Source organism: Pseudomonas sp. TE3899 (genome assembly GCF_056279105.1).
This window is the reverse complement of sequence record NZ_JBWBQR010000001.1, coordinates 4,341,964-4,357,124: the sequence shown is the minus strand read 5'-3', so window position 1 is coordinate 4,357,124 and position 15,161 is coordinate 4,341,964. Positions and strand designations below refer to the sequence as shown.

Below are 15,161 nucleotides of genomic sequence, written 5' to 3'. Positions count from 1 at the left end.
AAACACGCCCGGCGCGGGCTAAATTGGCTTTTCGCCTGAACTGGCTATAGTCTGGCGCAGTTTTGCCGATAAGTAGAAGAAGAGATTTTTTAACTTCCGAATATGACCTTGAACCCGACTCAGTAAGTGCTCTCCTACCTATGGCTAAAATAATCGGCATCATCGTCGTATTCGCGAGCGTGCTCGGCGGATACGTGCTTTCCCATGGCAAAATCGCCGCCCTGATTCAGCCCTTCGAGGTGATGATCATCGGTGGTGCGGCCCTCGGTGCATTCCTGCAGGCCAACCCCGGCTACATGACCATGCACGTGCTCAAGAAATCCTTGAGCATGTTCAGTTCGCGTTTCAACCACACCTTCTATCTTGAAGTGCTGGGCCTGATCTACGAGATCCTCAACAAGAGCCGTCGCGAAGGCATGATGGCCATCGAAGGCGACATCGAAGATGCCGCTGCGAGCCCGATCTTCGCCAAGTACCCGACAGTCTTGAAAGACGAACGCATGACTGCGTTCATCTGCGACTACCTGCGCATCATGTCCTCCGGCAACATGGCTCCCCATGAGCTGGAAGGCCTGTTCGACATGGAACTCTACAGTCTCAAGGAAGACCTGGAGCACCCGTCCCACGCGGTGAACGGCATTGCCGACGCCATGCCCGGTTTCGGTATCGTCGCGGCGGTACTCGGTATCGTGGTGACCATGGCCTCCCTGGGCGAAGGCGACCAGAAAGCCATCGGCATGCACGTAGGTGCGGCGCTGGTCGGTACCTTCTTCGGTATTCTCGCGGCCTACGGCTTCTTCGGCCCGCTGGCCCATTCCCTGGCCCACGATGCCAAGGAAGAACTGAACGTCTACGAAGCCATCAAGGCCTCGCTGGTTGCCTCCGCTTCCGGCATGCCGCCATCGTTGGCGGTGGAGTTCGGGCGCAAGGTTCTGTACCCGGCGCACCGTCCTAGCTTCGCTGAGCTGGAACAAGCGGTTCGCGGTCGTTAAGCCATGGAAAATAACCAGCCGATAATCATCAAGCGCGTCAAGCGCATCGCCGGCGGGCATCACGGGGGCGCCTGGAAAATCGCCTTCGCTGACTTCGCCACGGCGATGATGGCGTTCTTCCTGGTGTTGTGGCTGCTGTCCACCGCCACGCCGGAACAGAAGATCGCCATCGCCGGTTACTTCAAAGACCCGGTCGGCTTCTCCGAAAGCGGCACGCCCTACATCATCGACCTGGGCGGCACGCCGACCCTGGCGCCGGAGAACACCCTCAACCCCGAGGTGAAATCCCAGCCCCAACCGGACAAAGTGACCGTCGATACCGATCAGGTCGAAGGCATGGCCGAACAGGTCGAGAAAGAACGCCTGGAATTGCTGCTGCAAGAATTGCAGAACAAGGTTGAAGAGAATCCGCAACTGCAGAAGTTCAAGGACCAGATCCTGTTCGAGATCACGCCGAACGGCTTGCGCATCCAGATCATGGACGCGGATAACCGGCCGATGTTCGACTCGGGTTCGGCGCGTCTGAAACCGTATTTCGAAGACATCCTGCTGGCCATGGCCGACACCATTAAAGCGGTGCCGAACAAGATCAGCATCAGCGGCCATACCGACGCCAAGCCGTACACCGGCACCGGTGATTTCGGCAACTGGGAATTGTCGGCCAACCGCGCCAACGCCGCGCGCCGTGCCTTGGTGGCTGGCAGCTATCCGGAGTCGCAAGTGGCGCGGGTGGTGGGTTATGCGTCGTCGGCGTTGTTTGATCGGGAACATCCGTTCAACCCGGTCAATCGGCGGATCGATATTGTCGTGCTGACCAAGAAGGCACAGGCGGCCATCGAAGGGGCGCAAGGTGCCGATCCAACAACGACGCCGGGGCAGGGCGCGCCGGGTGAAGCGCCAAACGCGCCAGCCACACCGGTTGATCCGAATGCGTTGCCTGCGGACAAGCAGCCGGTGCCGGCCCATGAGCTTCGCGAGCGGTTGAATCTGTTCGAGGACGCGGCGCCGAAGCCGGGTGATCCGGCTAAACCGGCGGAGCCACCCAAGCAATAACCTCAAAAAAGCCACGGTAATCGTGGCTTTTTTGTGTCTGGCGGCGTCACCACTGCACGTTTTTTTAGAATCAGGGAAGATCAGAGATGGAAAGACTCAAAGCCTATTTCCAGCGACACGGCAATGCGCCCTTCAAATTCGGTGAAGGCCGGGTCAGTGGCTACATCTCGGCCACGCTCGGGCTGTTGAGCCTGCTCGCAGTATTCTGCTTCCTGTTTCCCGAGTGGCTGACCACCGCCGAATTGCGCAAGGTCTACGACGAGCAGTTCGCACGCACCACGCTGTTGCTCGGGCTGGTGCTGTCGTTCAGCCTCGGCACCCTGAATATCCTGCTCAACAAGCGCAAGCGCCTGGGGATCACCGGGTTGGTGGCCTCGGGGCTGGCGGTGTTCCTCGGCGGCACCAATGTGCAGATCAGCTCGATCGGGCAGACCCCTTACTCGCTGGGGCTGGACTGGTTCGTCCTGGCCCTGTTGGTGTCGGCCATCGTTTTCATCCCCCTGGAAAAACTCTATTCCAAGGACCCCGAGCAAAACATCCTGCGCCCGCACTGGCGAACCGACCTGACCTATTTTTTCGTCAGCCACATGCTGGTGCAATTCATCCTGATCTTCATCACCGCCTCGTCGAGCTACGTGGCGGGTTGGGCGATGTCGACGGAATTGCAGGCCAGCGTGCAAAGCCTGCCGCTTGTTGTGCAGTTCTTCCTCGCCGTGCTGGTGGCCGACCTTGGTCAGTATTGGTTGCATCGTCTCTATCATGTGGTGCCGTGGCTGTGGCGCATCCACGCGGTGCATCACTCGAGCACGCACATGGATTGGCTTGCCGGTTCGCGGGTGCACTTTATCGAGATTCTGCTGACCCGTACCGGCGTGCTGGTGCCTCTGATGCTGCTGGGCTTTGCGCCGCAGGCGTTGAATGCCTATGTGATTCTGGTCGGCGTCCAGGCTGTGTTGGCCCATGCCAATGTGCGGATCAATGGTGGTTGGCTGAACTACGTGATGGTTTTGCCGCGTTATCACCATTGGCACCATGCGCGGCACAAGGATTACATTTACAAGAACTACGCGATCCACACGCCGTTGGTGGACATGCTGTTTGGTACGTTCAAGTTGCCGCCCAAGGAATGGCCGGTGCGCTACGGGGTGTTTGGCAAGGAGTTGCCGGGTGGGATTGTGCGTCAGCATCTTTATCCGTTTCAGAAGCCTGAGCCGAAGGTCGTTGCGCCGAAGCCGCCGGCGGCGGTTTCCTGAGTTAGCGATGAAGCCGACAGTGATGTCGGCTTTTTTGTGCCTGGAGGCCACTTCATTTTCAGTGCGGGCACGATCCCTGTAGGAGCGAGGCTTGCCCGCGAAGGCTTTGTGTCAGGCGCCGGAGGATTTGTGGGGGTACATATCCATTCCTGCGGTAACGGCTGCCTATGGTTTCGCTCTTACAGCGAGTCACTTTCGAAAAGCGCGAAAGTAACCAAAGCGCTTTTGCCCCTTTCGTTCGGTGCCTCGCCCAGGCTCGGCATGCCCTCGCTCCGGTCCTGCTCCGTGGGCCCGCCGCCATCGGCCATCCATGGCCGGGGGCGGCTAACCCGGCATCCATGCCGGGTTGCCCACTGCGCAGAACCTCCACTCGGCCTCTCGAGGGGGCGCACATCGCACCGCGAGGCGGCCTGATAGCCGGCCTGGTTCGGGCGCGTGCGTTCTGCTGATCCATTTTCAGCGTGGGCACGATCCCTGTAGGAGCGAGGCTTGCCCGCGAAGGCTTTGTGTCAGGCGCCGGAGGATTTGGGGGGTACATATCCATTCCTGCGGTAACGGCCGCTTATGGTTTCGCTCTTACAGCGAGTCACTTTCGAGAAGCGCGAAAGTAACCAAAGCGCTTTTGCCCCTTTCGTTCGGAGCCTCGCTGTGGCTCGGCATGCCCTCGCTCCGGTCCTGCTCCGTGGGCCCGCCGCCATCGGCCATCCATGGCCGGGGGCGGCTAACCCGGCATCCATGCCGGGTTGCCCACTGCGCAGAACCTCCACTCGGCCTCTCGAGGGGGCGCACATCGCACCGCGAGGCGGCCTGATAGCCGGCCTGGTTCGGGCGCGTGCGTTCTGCTGATCCATTTTCAGCGTGGGCACGATCCCTGTAGGAGCGAGGCTTGCCCGCGAAGGCTTTGTGTCAGGCGCCGTGGTTTTTGGGGGGTGTACATATCCATTCCTGCGGTAACGGCCGCTTATGGTTTCGCTCTTACAGCGAGTCACTTTCGAGAAGCGCGAAAGTAACCAAAGCGCTTTTGCCCCTTTCGTTCGGAGCCTCGCTGTGGCTCGGCATGCCCTCGCTCCGGTCCTGCTCCGTGGGCCCGCCGCCATCGGCCATCCATGGCCGGGGGCGGCTAACCCGGCATCCATGCCGGGTTGCCCACTGCGCAGAACCTCCACTCGGCCTCTCGAGGGGGCGTGCACCGCAACAGCGCCGCGAGGCGGCCTGATAGCCGACCTGACTAGGGCGCGTACGTTCTCCTGATCCATTTTCAGTGCGGGCACGATCCCTGTAGGAGCGAGGCTTGCCCGCGAAGACGGCCTGATAGTCGACCTTATTGTCGGAGGGGCGCGTTTTCCTGTTGGATGCGGTTTGCTGGCGAGATGAGTGGTTGTAGGAACGGTCTGAAATTGCGGTTCGGGGTTCTCAGTCCTGCGAGCATCTGCCTATAGTTTCGCCCGTTGCTGCCAGTGCGGTGACCGATCTTAGCCGGTCGAATTACAGATGATATCTCTCGACCGTTAACGGAGTTTTGACCCCATGGCTAAGTACCACCCGCTCCAAGGCAATTTCAGCGTCGGCCCGACGCTGTACATCGACACCGAAGCCAAAGTCACTGACCTCCTCGAAACCGCCACCCACCGAATCAAAGCTGCCCGCAATCTGCTCAACAGCGTCACCTGCCTGTGCGTCAAAGACGCTGAAGGTCACGATCTGGAGCATTTTGCCAATGCTGCGCATATGTTGATTCAGGATGGCTGTGACGCCTTGGATGCGTTGGGTTGGAAGCTGGAAAAAGCAGTGCTTTGAAAACCAGAAAGCCGCGAGATGATCGCGGCTTTTTAGTGTTTGCTGGAAACGGCTGATCATTTTCATGGCATCACGAAAATGATCATGGCTACTTAGTAACTAGTTTCCGGCAAACTCGCGATGATCGAGCGATAGCTGTTCATCCGTTGCTGCTGCACACGCCCATCTTCCAACGCTTTGAGTAACGCACACCCCGGTTCACGATCATGTTTGCAATCGCGGAAGCGGCAGGTGCCGATCAAGTCGTTGAACTCGATGAACCCGGCTTCGACGTCGGCGCGGCTGACGTGGCCCAGACCGAATTCACGGATGCCCGGGGAGTCGATCAGTTCACCGCCGCCGGGGAAGTGGAACAACCGCGCGGTGGTGGTGGTGTGGGTGCCCTGGCCGGACAGTTCGGACAGCGGGCCGACGCGGGTTTCGACTTCCGGCAGCAGGCTGTTGACCAGCGAGGACTTGCCGACGCCGGACTGGCCGACGAAGACGCTGATGCGTCCGTCCAGTTGTTCCTGCAATTGCTCCATGCCGTTGCCGTGGTGGGCCGACACTTCGAGCACCGGGTAGCCGAGTGTGCGGTAGACCGCGAGCAAGGCGTTCAGGGCCGGGGCGTTCTGTTCGTCGATCAGGTCGAATTTGTTGAGCAGCAGCAGCGGACGAATCCCGGCGTGCTCAGCAGCGACCAGATAGCGGTCGATCAGGTTGGCGTGGGGCTCGGGCAGCGGGGCGAAGACGATGACGATCATGTCGACGTTGGCCGCTACGGGTTTGAGCTGGCCACGGCTGTCCGGGCGGCAGAGTTCGGTTTTACGCGGCAGTTGCGCCACGATTACACCGATGCCCTGGTTGCCGGCACGCCAGACCACCTGATCGCCGGTCACCAGCGCGGGCAGGTTGGCGCGCAAGTGGCAACGGAACACTTCGCCGGCCAGCTCGCCTTCAAGCGCTTCGACTTCGACCTGCACACCGAAGTGCGCGATCACCAGGCCCGTCTGTTCCGGACCCAGGTCGCCGCCTTCAAGTGCCTCGACAGCCGAGGACTCGCGTTTGGCGGCGCGGGCAGCGCGTTCGCCCTGAATTTTTTCGATGCGCCAGTTTTGACGACGATTGAGTTGGCGTTTGGCCATGGGTGTTCCGTATCAAGAATGCAGCGATTAGGTAAAACGGCCGCGAGTTTAGCACGCCCGGCCACTTGCCTAGGCTAAACTGCGCAGCATTGCCTAGGAGCCGACACATGCAAAACCCGCAGAATCTGATCTGGATCGACCTGGAAATGACCGGTTTGAACCCTGATACCGACGTCATCATCGAGATGGCGACCATTGTCACCGACAGTGACCTGAACACCCTGGCCGAAGGCCCGGTGATCGCGATCCACCACAGCGACGCGATCCTGGCTGGCATGGACGAGTGGAATACCCGTCAACACGGCGGCTCGGGCCTGACCCAGCGCGTGCGCGACAGCCGCATCAGCATGGCCGAAGCCGAGGCCGAAACCATCGCCTTCCTGGAAAAATGGGTGCCGAAGGGCAAGTCGCCGATCTGTGGCAACAGCATCTGCCAGGACCGTCGCTTCCTTTATACGCACATGAAAGCGTTGGAAAGCTACTTCCACTACCGCAACCTCGACGTGTCGACCCTCAAAGAACTGGCCGCACGCTGGGCGCCGGACGTGCGCGACAGCTTCCAGAAGGGCAGCACGCACCTGGCGCTGGACGATATCCGCGAGTCGATTGCTGAGTTGCAGCATTACCGTAAGCATTTCATCAAGTTCTGATCCTGCGGTGCCTTTGTGGCGAGGGGGCTTGCCCCCGTTCGGCTGCGAAGCAGTCGTAACACCTGAGAATGCGATGTGACTGGCGGAATGCAGGGGAGTGCTTCGCACTCCAACGGGGCCAAGCCCCCTCGCCACAGGTCCCAGTGGTTTCTGTTGCCCCCTTTTGGTGCCGCGACTAAATGGCTAGACTGCGCGCCTTCCTGCCAGGACCGCCACCATGTTGCTGATGCTCTACCTGATTGCCATCACCGCCGAAGCCATGACCGGCGCCCTGTCTGCCGGCCGTCGGGGCATGGACTGGTTTGGTGTGGTACTGATCGCCTGCGTCACGGCGTTGGGCGGCGGTTCGGTGCGTGACGTGCTGCTCGGCCACTACCCCCTGACCTGGGTCAAGCACCCGGAATACCTGATCCTGACCTCGGTCGCCGCGATGTTCACAGTCTTCGCCGCGCGCTGGATGCGGCACCTGCGCTCACTGTTTCTGGTGCTCGATGCCGTGGGTCTGGTGGCGTTCACCCTGATCGGCTGCATGACTGCGCTGGAAATGGGCCACGGCATGTTGGTGGCCTCGGTCAGCGGTGTGATCACCGGGGTATTCGGCGGCATCCTCCGAGATATCTTCTGCAACGACATCCCGCTGATCTTCCGTCGCGAGCTCTACGCCAGCGTCTCGTTCGCGGCCGCGTGGTGCTACATGCTCTGCATCTATCTGGAATTACCGGGGGAGCAGGCGATCCTGATCACCTTGTTCGGCGGGTTTTTGCTGCGGTTGCTGGCGATCCGGTTTCATTGGGAAATGCCGAAGTTCGTCTACAACGACGAAGCCTGATTTACACAGGGTCCCTTTAGGAGCTGCCGAAGGCTGCTCCTACGCTAGACCGTGTTGTTTCAACGCCCACTCCACATGTTCGCGCACCAACTCTGACGGATATTCCCGGCGCGCCTTCAACGCCTCCAACACCGGAATACTCGACGGCGCATTACCCAACCCCACCGCCAGATTGCGCAACCAGCGCTCATAACCGGCGCGGCGTAACGGTGAACCTTCGGTATTGCTGAGAAACTTATCTTCGTCCCACATGAACAACTCGGCCAATTGCGCATTGTCCAGATTGTGCCGTGGCTTGAAGTCGCTTTCCCCGGACGGACGGGCGAAGCGGTTCCACGGGCAGACGATCTGGCAATCATCACAGCCGAACACCCGATTGCCGATCAGCGGTCGCAAGTCTTCCGGGATCGCGCTTTTCAGTTCGATGGTCAGGTAGGAAATGCAGCGCCGGGCGTCCAGTACGTAAGGGCCGACGAAAGCGTTGGTCGGGCAAATGTCCAGGCAGGCGGTGCAGCGGCCACAGTGTTCGGTGCTGTGGGGCGGGTCTTCCGGCAGCGGCAGATCGACAAACAGTTCGCTGAGGAAGAAGTAACTGCCGGCCTTGCGATTCAAGACCAGGGTGTTTTTGCCGATCCATCCCAGGCCAGCCTTCTCGGCGATGGCTTTTTCCAGCACCGGGGCGCTGTCGACGAAGGCGCGGAAACCGAAGGGGCCGATCTCGGCCTGAATTTTATCCGCCAGTTGTTGCACACGTTTACGGATCAATTTGTGGTAGTCGCGGCCCAAGGCATAACGCGATACGTAGGCTTTTTCCGGTTGGGCGAGTAATTGCGCCATTTGCGTGTCGCCGGGCAGGTAGTCCATGCGCAGCGACACTACACGCAAAGTGCCGGGCACCAGTTCTTCCGGGTGCGAGCGTTTGCTGCCGTGGGCGCCCATGTAGTCCATTTCGCCGTGGTAGCCGGCTGCGAGCCAGCGCTCCAGGTGCTGCTCATGCTCGGCGAGGTCCAGGCCGCTGATGCCGACTTGCTGGAAGCCCAGCTCGCGGCCCCAGTCCTTGATGGATTGGGCGAGGGCGGGCAGGTCTGTAGTAATAGCGGGCATGAGACGAGAGAAACCGGAGCTGAGGTGCGTATAATTCTGCCAGACATCGGAGCCCGAAGACGCATGCCGCACACTAAAGATGATTTACCCGACGCGCTGTACAGCGCCGCGCAAGTGCGAGGGCTCGATGCGAGCCTGATCGCGGCCGGCACGCCGGGCTTCGAATTGATGCAGCGGGCGGCGCGAGCGACGTGGCGGGCGTTGGTCCGTCAGTGGCCGACGGCCAACGAATTGACTGTGCTGGCGGGTCACGGCAATAACGCAGGCGACGGTTATCTGGTGGCGGTATTGGCCCAGCGTGCCGGATGGCAAGTGCGGGTGCTGGCGGTCGGTGAGCCCCAGCGATTGCAAGATGATGCGGCGCGGGCTCATGCCGAGGCCTTGAGTGAGAACGTAATTATTGAAGCCTGGACTGCCGACACCGAGTTGCGCGGCATTGTCCTCGATGCCTTGCTCGGCACCGGCCTGACGGGCGAGGTCCGTGAGCCCTACGCCAGCGCCATTGCCGCGATCAATGCCAGTGGCTTGCCGGTGGCGGCGGTGGATATCCCATCGGGACTGTGCGCCGATACCGGTCGCCTGCTCGGCGCGGCGGTTCGGGCGGATCTCACCGTGACGTTTATCGGCTTGAAGCTGGGCCTGTTCACTGGTGATGCGGCGGACGTGGTCGGTGAACTGGCGTTCAACGATTTACACGCCGATCCGCAAATTCTTGAGAGCGCCGCGATCAGCGCCCGTCGTTTAGGCGCTAATAACCTGCCGCTCCTGGCCCCTCGGGCACCAACCTCCCATAAAGGCAAATTCGGTCATGTGCTGCTGATCGGCGGTGATCGCGGTTTTGGCGGCGCGATCCTGCTGAGTACGCAAAGTGCGCTTCGCAGTGGCGCGGGCATGGTGTCCGTGGCCACTCGCAGCGAACATGTGCCCGCTGCGTTGGCGAGAATCCCGGAGGCGATGGTGCTTGGCACCTCGTCATCCAATCAGCTGATGGGTTTGCTGGAAAAAGTATCTGTATTGGTGGTCGGCCCCGGTCTCGGTCAGGCCGGTTGGGGCTGCAGCCTGCTGTCCGCAGCGGCCAGCGCGCCGTTGCCGCAAGTCTGGGACGCCGATGCGCTGAACATGCTCGCCGAAGAGCAGGTGAAACTACCCATCGATTGCATCATCACCCCGCATCCGGGCGAAGCGGCGCGTTTGCTCGGCATCAGCACCGCACAAGTACAGGCCGACCGTCCCGCCGCCGCGCACGCATTGAGCAAAAAATACACAGCAGTAGTCATTCTGAAAGGCGCTGGCAGCCTGATCGCCAGTCCCGACGGGCGGTTGTCGGTGTGTCATCAGGGCCATCCGGCGATGGCTACGGCAGGGTTGGGCGATGTGCTGGCCGGTCTGGTCGGCGCCTTGCTCGCCCAAGGCATGAACGCTTTCGATGCCGCCTGCCTGGCGGTCTGGCTTCACGCCAATGCCGGCGCGCAACAAGGTAAATCGGGCCGTGGGCTGGCGGCCAGTGATCTGATTCCGGCCATTCGTCAGTTGTTGGAGGAGCAAGCACCGTGTCTGAAGTAACCCTGTACCTGGCTGATGAAGAGGCGATGACCGCATTCGGTGCTCGCATAGCAAAAACCACCCAAGGGCACGGTCTGATTTTTCTCGAGGGCGATCTGGGCGCGGGCAAAACCACGCTGTCCCGGGGCATCATCCGGGGCTTGGGGCATGTGGGCGCGGTAAAAAGTCCGACCTTCACCCTGGTCGAGCCCTACGAGATTGGCGACATCCGTGCCTTCCATTTCGACCTGTATCGACTGGTCGATCCGGAGGAACTGGAATACCTCGGCATCCGCGATTACTTCGATGACGATGCCATGTGTCTGATTGAATGGCCCCAGAAGGGTGCAGGCTTTTTGCCAAAGCCCGACCTGACCATTACCATTAGCCCGCAAGACAGCGGGCGTTCGCTGAAAATTTTATCCCAGGGCTCGCGTGGCGAGTCGTGGTGTGCCGCTTTGGCATTGGAAACCAATTAAATGATGGGGTCAGGTATGCGCTTTCGCGCGATGGTAGCTGCCGTAGGATTGTTGTTTTTGGCGGTGACCGTCGACGCTGTGGCCGAAACGAAGGTCAACAGCGTTCGCCTGTGGCGAGCTCCGGATAACACACGACTGGTGTTCGACCTCTCGGGGCCGGTACAACACAGCGTTTTCACCCTGACTTCGCCGGATCGGCTGGTCATCGACATCAACGGCGCGACCCTCGGTGCGCCGCTCAAAGTCAACGCCTCCAACAGCCCGATTACCGCCATGCGTTCGGCCCAGCGCACGCCGACCGACTTGCGGGTGGTCATCGACCTGAAAAAAGCCGTCACGCCGAAAAGCTTCACCCTGGCGCCGAACGCCCAGTACGGCAATCGTCTGGTGGTCGACCTGTTTGATAGCGCCGAAGCCGCTGCCCCGATTCCGCCGCCGCCGACCAACGTCGCGACCGTGGCCCCGGTGCCAGTGACCCCGATCGATCCGCCGGTAAAACTGCCGCCGGCTCCGGCGGGCAAACGCGACATTATTGTGGTGATCGATGCCGGCCACGGCGGCGAAGACCCGGGCGCTTCGGGCTCGCGCGGTCAGCATGAGAAAGACGTGGTGTTGGCCATCGCCCGTGAGTTGCAGCGCCAGGTCAACGGCATGAAAGGCTTCCGCGCCGAACTGACCCGCACCGGCGACTACTTCATCCCGTTGCGTGGCCGTACCGAAATCGCCCGCAAGAAAGGCGCCGACCTGTTCGTCTCGATCCACGCCGACGCCGCGCCGTCTTCGGCGGCCTTCGGTGCCTCGGTGTTTGCCCTGTCGGATCGCGGCGCCACGTCGGAAACGGCCCGTTGGCTGGCCGACAGCGAAAACCGTTCCGACTTGATCGGTGGTGCCGGCAGCGTCAGCCTCGACGATAAGGACCGCATGCTGGCCGGCGTACTGCTCGATTTGTCGATGACGGCGTCCCTGACGTCCAGTCTGAACGTTGGTCAAAAAGTCTTGAGCAACATCAGCCGCGTCACGCCGTTGCACAAACAACGGGTGGAGCAGGCCGGGTTCATGGTGCTGAAATCGCCGGACATCCCATCGATCCTGGTGGAAACCGGCTTCATCTCCAATGCTAACGAAGCGAACAAGTTGTCCGGGGCGAGCCATCAGCAGGCCCTCGCGCGTTCCATCAGCGCCGGTGTTCGCCAGTTCTTCCAGCAGAATCCACCACCGGGCACCTACATCGCCTGGCTGCGTGATTCCGGCAAGATCGCCCAAGGCCCACGCGACCATCGCGTCAGCCCCGGCGAAACCCTGGCGATGATCGCCGTGCGTTACCAGGTGTCCCCAGCGACCCTGCGCAGCGCCAACAACCTGAAAAGCGATGAGCTGAAGATCGGTCAGACTCTGACCATTCCCGGCACTGAGCTGGCGGCCAAAGAATGAATCAGGCGCTGACCAATACCGCTCGTATCGAGCTGCTCAGCCCGCGACTGGCGAACCAGATTGCCGCCGGTGAGGTGGTTGAGCGCCCGGCTTCGGTGATCAAGGAATTGCTGGAAAACAGCCTCGACTCCGGTGCCAAACGCATCGACGTCGATGTCGAGCAGGGCGGCGTCAAGTTGCTGCGAGTGCGCGACGACGGCAGCGGCATTTCCGCCGATGACCTGCCGCTGGCCCTGGCGCGACACGCCACCAGCAAAATTCGTAACCTTGAAGACCTCGAACAGGTGATGAGCCTCGGGTTTCGCGGCGAAGCGCTGGCGTCGATCAGCTCCGTGGCGCGACTGACCCTGACGTCTCGCACCAAAGATGCCGATCAAGCCTGGCAAGTCGAAACCGAAGGCCGGGACATGGCGCCGCGCGTGCAACCGGCGGCTCACCCGGTCGGTACTTCGGTGGAAGTGCGCGACCTGTTTTTCAATACCCCGGCCCGGCGCAAGTTTCTCAAGACCGAAAAAACCGAATTCGATCACCTGCAAGAAGTGATCAAGCGCCTGGCCCTGGCACGCTTCGACGTGGCGTTCCATTTGCGCCACAACGGCAAAACCATCCTCAGCCTGCACGAAGCCCATGACGACGCGGCCCGCGCCCGGCGTGTGGCGGCGATTTGCGGCTCGGGGTTCCTGGAGCAGGCGCTGCCGATCGAAATCGAGCGCAATGGCCTGCATTTGTGGGGTTGGGTCGGCTTGCCGACGTTCAACCGCAGCCAGGCAGACTTGCAGTATTTCTTTGTGAACGGCCGTGCGGTGCGCGACAAACTGGTGGCCCACGCGGTGCGCCAGGCGTATCGCGACGTGCTGTTCAACGGCCGGCATCCGACCTTCGTGCTGTTTTTCGAAGTCGATCCGGCGGGCGTCGACGTCAACGTGCACCCGACCAAACACGAAGTGCGCTTCCGTGACGGGCGCATGGTTCATGATTTCCTCTACGGCACCTTGCACCGCGCCTTGGGCGATGTGCGGCCGGAAGATCATCTGGCGGCGCCGGTGGCGACGGCCATTGTTCGGCCTACCGGCATCGATGCCGGCGAGTTCGGTCCACAGGGCGAAATGCGCCTCGCGGCCAATGCTTTGCTGGAACAGCCTCAGGCGCAGCCGACCTTTAATACGACGGCAGGCTCGGGTGCTGGCGCCGGTTATCAATATCAGTACACGCCAAAACCTCAATCCGGCGTGCCGGTGGCTGAGGCTCAAGTGGCATATCGCGAATTTTTCGCGCCGTTGCCGGAAGCCAATGCGGTCGCGCTGCCCGCCGGGCAGGATGATATTCCGCCGTTGGGTTACGCACTGGCGCAGCTCAAGGGCATTTATATCCTGTCGGAAAACGCCCAGGGCCTGGTGCTGGTGGACATGCACGCCGCCCACGAGCGGATCATGTATGAACGCCTGAAAGTGGCCATGGCCAGCGAAGGTTTGAGCGGCCAACCGCTCTTGGTGCCGGAATCCCTGGCGGTGAGCCAGCGCGAAGCCGATTGCGCCGAAGAGAACGTCGCGTGGTTCCAGCGCCTGGGCTTTGAATTGCAGCGCCTGGGCCCGGAAACCCTGGCGATCCGGCAGATCCCGGCGTTGCTCAAGCAGGCCGAAGCCAATCGCTTGGTCAGCGACGTACTGGCCGACCTGATGGAATACGGCACCAGCGACCGGATCCAGGCGCACTTGAACGAACTGCTCGGCACCATGGCCTGCCACGGTGCGATCCGGGCCAATCGGCGCCTGGCGATACCCGAAATGAACGGTCTGCTGCGGGACATGGAAAACACCGAGCGCAGCGGTCAATGCAACCATGGCCGACCGACCTGGACCCAATTGGGCCTGGACGATCTGGACAAACTGTTCTTGCGCGGTCGTTGATGAGCCAGCTCCCTCCAGCGATTTTCCTGATGGGCCCGACCGCAGCGGGCAAGACCGACCTGGCCATCGAGCTGACAAAAGTCCTGCCGTGCGAGCTGATCAGTGTCGATTCGGCGCTGGTCTACCGAGGCATGGACATCGGCACTGCCAAGCCTTCCAAAGAAATTCTGGCCGAGTTCCCGCACCGGTTGATCGATATTCTCGACCCGGCCGAGAGCTATTCCGCCGCGGATTTCCGTCGTGATGCCCTTGAGGCGATGGCCGAGATCACTTCGCGGGGAAAAATTCCGCTGCTTGTAGGCGGCACGATGCTCTACTACAAGGCTTTGGTCGAAGGACTGGCGCAAATGCCGGCGGCCGATCCCGAGGTTCGCGCGCAAATCGAAGAAGAGGCTGAACGCCTTGGCTGGCAAGCCTTGCACGACCAATTGTCAGTGATTGATCCGGTTTCTGCGGCGCGCATTCACCCGAACGATCCCCAGCGCCTCAGTCGAGCGCTGGAAGTTTATCGCGTGAGCGGTCAGAGCATGACCGAGCTGCGCCTCATACAATCTGCGCAAAGTACTGAAGCAGCCGCTTCGGGACTGCAACAATTGCCCTATACTGTCGCGAACTTGGCTATCGCCCCGGCAAATCGCCAGGTACTGCACGAGCGTATTAAACAAAGATTCACAAATATGTTGGAACAGGGATTCATCGACGAGGTCGTAGCCCTGCGTACGAGAAGTGACCTGCATTCAGGGTTGCCATCCATACGCGCTGTAGGGTACCGACAAGTTTGGGACTACCTGGATGGCAAGCTGACGCAAGCCGAGATGCAGGAGCGTGGAATCATTGCCACGCGCCAATTGGCAAAGCGCCAGTTCACCTGGCTGCGCAGTTGGGCTGATTTACATTGGTTGGACAGCCTGGATTGCGACAATCTGCCGCGCGCCTTGAAATACCTCGGGACCATCTCCATATTGAGCTGAGTCCTTGCAATTGCCGTCTATCCTTGGGG

13 protein-coding genes are annotated in these 15,161 nt (G+C 61.0%); 11 read left to right on the top strand and 2 right to left on the bottom strand.

All coding sequences use genetic code 11. The features are described from left to right. Window positions 1–140: 140 nt before the first annotated feature. The 4 genes from motA to ACZ89E_RS19855 all read left to right on the top strand — a co-directional run bounded on the left by motA (window position 141) and on the right by ACZ89E_RS19855 (window position 5,095). On the top strand, window positions 141–992 hold the full coding sequence (gene motA / locus ACZ89E_RS19870; RefSeq protein ID WP_149659266.1) for a flagellar motor stator protein MotA: 852 nt from the start codon (window positions 141–143) through the stop codon (window positions 990–992). A 3-nt stretch (window positions 993–995) separates the two neighbouring features. After that, window positions 996–2,045: a flagellar motor protein MotB gene (motB, locus tag ACZ89E_RS19865; protein ID WP_149659267.1), complete on the top strand. Its 1,050-nt coding sequence runs from the start codon at window positions 996–998 to the stop codon at window positions 2,043–2,045. Window positions 2,046–2,131: 86 nt separating this feature from the next. Further along, a complete protein-coding gene (locus ACZ89E_RS19860; protein ID WP_149659268.1) occupies window positions 2,132–3,298 on the top strand; it encodes a sterol desaturase family protein in 1,167 nt (388 codons plus the stop codon). A gap of 1,527 nt (window positions 3,299–4,825) precedes the next feature. Further along, window positions 4,826–5,095 (top strand): hypothetical protein, encoded by a 270-nt coding sequence (locus tag ACZ89E_RS19855; protein WP_149662210.1) that lies wholly within the window; start codon window positions 4,826–4,828, stop codon window positions 5,093–5,095. A 92-nt stretch (window positions 5,096–5,187) separates the two neighbouring features. Here ACZ89E_RS19855 and rsgA read toward each other — a convergent pair whose 3' ends face one another. Then, window positions 5,188–6,219: a small ribosomal subunit biogenesis GTPase RsgA gene (rsgA, locus tag ACZ89E_RS19850; protein ID WP_123402441.1), complete on the bottom strand. Its 1,032-nt coding sequence runs from the start codon at window positions 6,217–6,219 to the stop codon at window positions 5,188–5,190. A 107-nt stretch (window positions 6,220–6,326) separates the two neighbouring features. Between rsgA and orn the strand changes: the two genes are divergently transcribed. Continuing rightward, window positions 6,327–6,869, top strand: coding sequence for an oligoribonuclease (gene orn / locus ACZ89E_RS19845; protein ID WP_123510830.1), 543 nt, complete (start codon window positions 6,327–6,329; stop codon window positions 6,867–6,869). Between the two features lie 217 nt (window positions 6,870–7,086). After that, window positions 7,087–7,698 carry a trimeric intracellular cation channel family protein gene (locus ACZ89E_RS19840; protein WP_133839442.1) on the top strand — a complete coding sequence of 204 codons (612 nt, stop codon included), beginning with the start codon at window positions 7,087–7,089 and terminating at the stop codon, window positions 7,696–7,698. Window positions 7,699–7,737: 39 nt separating this feature from the next. On the opposite strand, the gene queG is transcribed toward ACZ89E_RS19840, so the two are convergent. After that, window positions 7,738–8,802: a tRNA epoxyqueuosine(34) reductase QueG gene (gene queG / locus ACZ89E_RS19835; protein WP_476256295.1), complete on the bottom strand. Its 1,065-nt coding sequence runs from the start codon at window positions 8,800–8,802 to the stop codon at window positions 7,738–7,740. Between the two features lie 63 nt (window positions 8,803–8,865). On the opposite strand from queG, the gene ACZ89E_RS19830 reads away from it, so the two are divergent. The 5 genes from ACZ89E_RS19830 to miaA are packed head-to-tail and all read left to right on the top strand — an operon-like array spanning window position 8,866 to window position 15,132. Further along, window positions 8,866–10,365: an NAD(P)H-hydrate dehydratase gene (locus ACZ89E_RS19830; RefSeq protein WP_476256294.1), complete on the top strand. Its 1,500-nt coding sequence runs from the start codon at window positions 8,866–8,868 to the stop codon at window positions 10,363–10,365. Next, on the top strand, window positions 10,353–10,823 hold the full coding sequence (tsaE, locus tag ACZ89E_RS19825; protein ID WP_123402435.1) for a tRNA (adenosine(37)-N6)-threonylcarbamoyltransferase complex ATPase subunit type 1 TsaE: 471 nt from the start codon (window positions 10,353–10,355) through the stop codon (window positions 10,821–10,823). Before ACZ89E_RS19830 ends, tsaE begins: the two co-directional genes overlap by 13 nt. Further along, on the top strand, window positions 10,824–12,254 hold the full coding sequence (locus tag ACZ89E_RS19820; RefSeq protein ID WP_149662213.1) for an N-acetylmuramoyl-L-alanine amidase: 1,431 nt from the start codon (window positions 10,824–10,826) through the stop codon (window positions 12,252–12,254). Continuing rightward, on the top strand, window positions 12,251–14,161 hold the full coding sequence (gene mutL / locus ACZ89E_RS19815) for a DNA mismatch repair endonuclease MutL (RefSeq protein WP_476256293.1): 1,911 nt from the start codon (window positions 12,251–12,253) through the stop codon (window positions 14,159–14,161). The genes ACZ89E_RS19820 and mutL overlap by 4 nt, the downstream gene beginning before the upstream one ends. Then, a complete protein-coding gene (miaA, locus tag ACZ89E_RS19810; RefSeq protein WP_476256292.1) occupies window positions 14,161–15,132 on the top strand; it encodes a tRNA (adenosine(37)-N6)-dimethylallyltransferase MiaA in 972 nt (323 codons plus the stop codon). The genes mutL and miaA overlap by 1 nt, the downstream gene beginning before the upstream one ends. Window positions 15,133–15,161 lie beyond the last annotated feature (29 nt).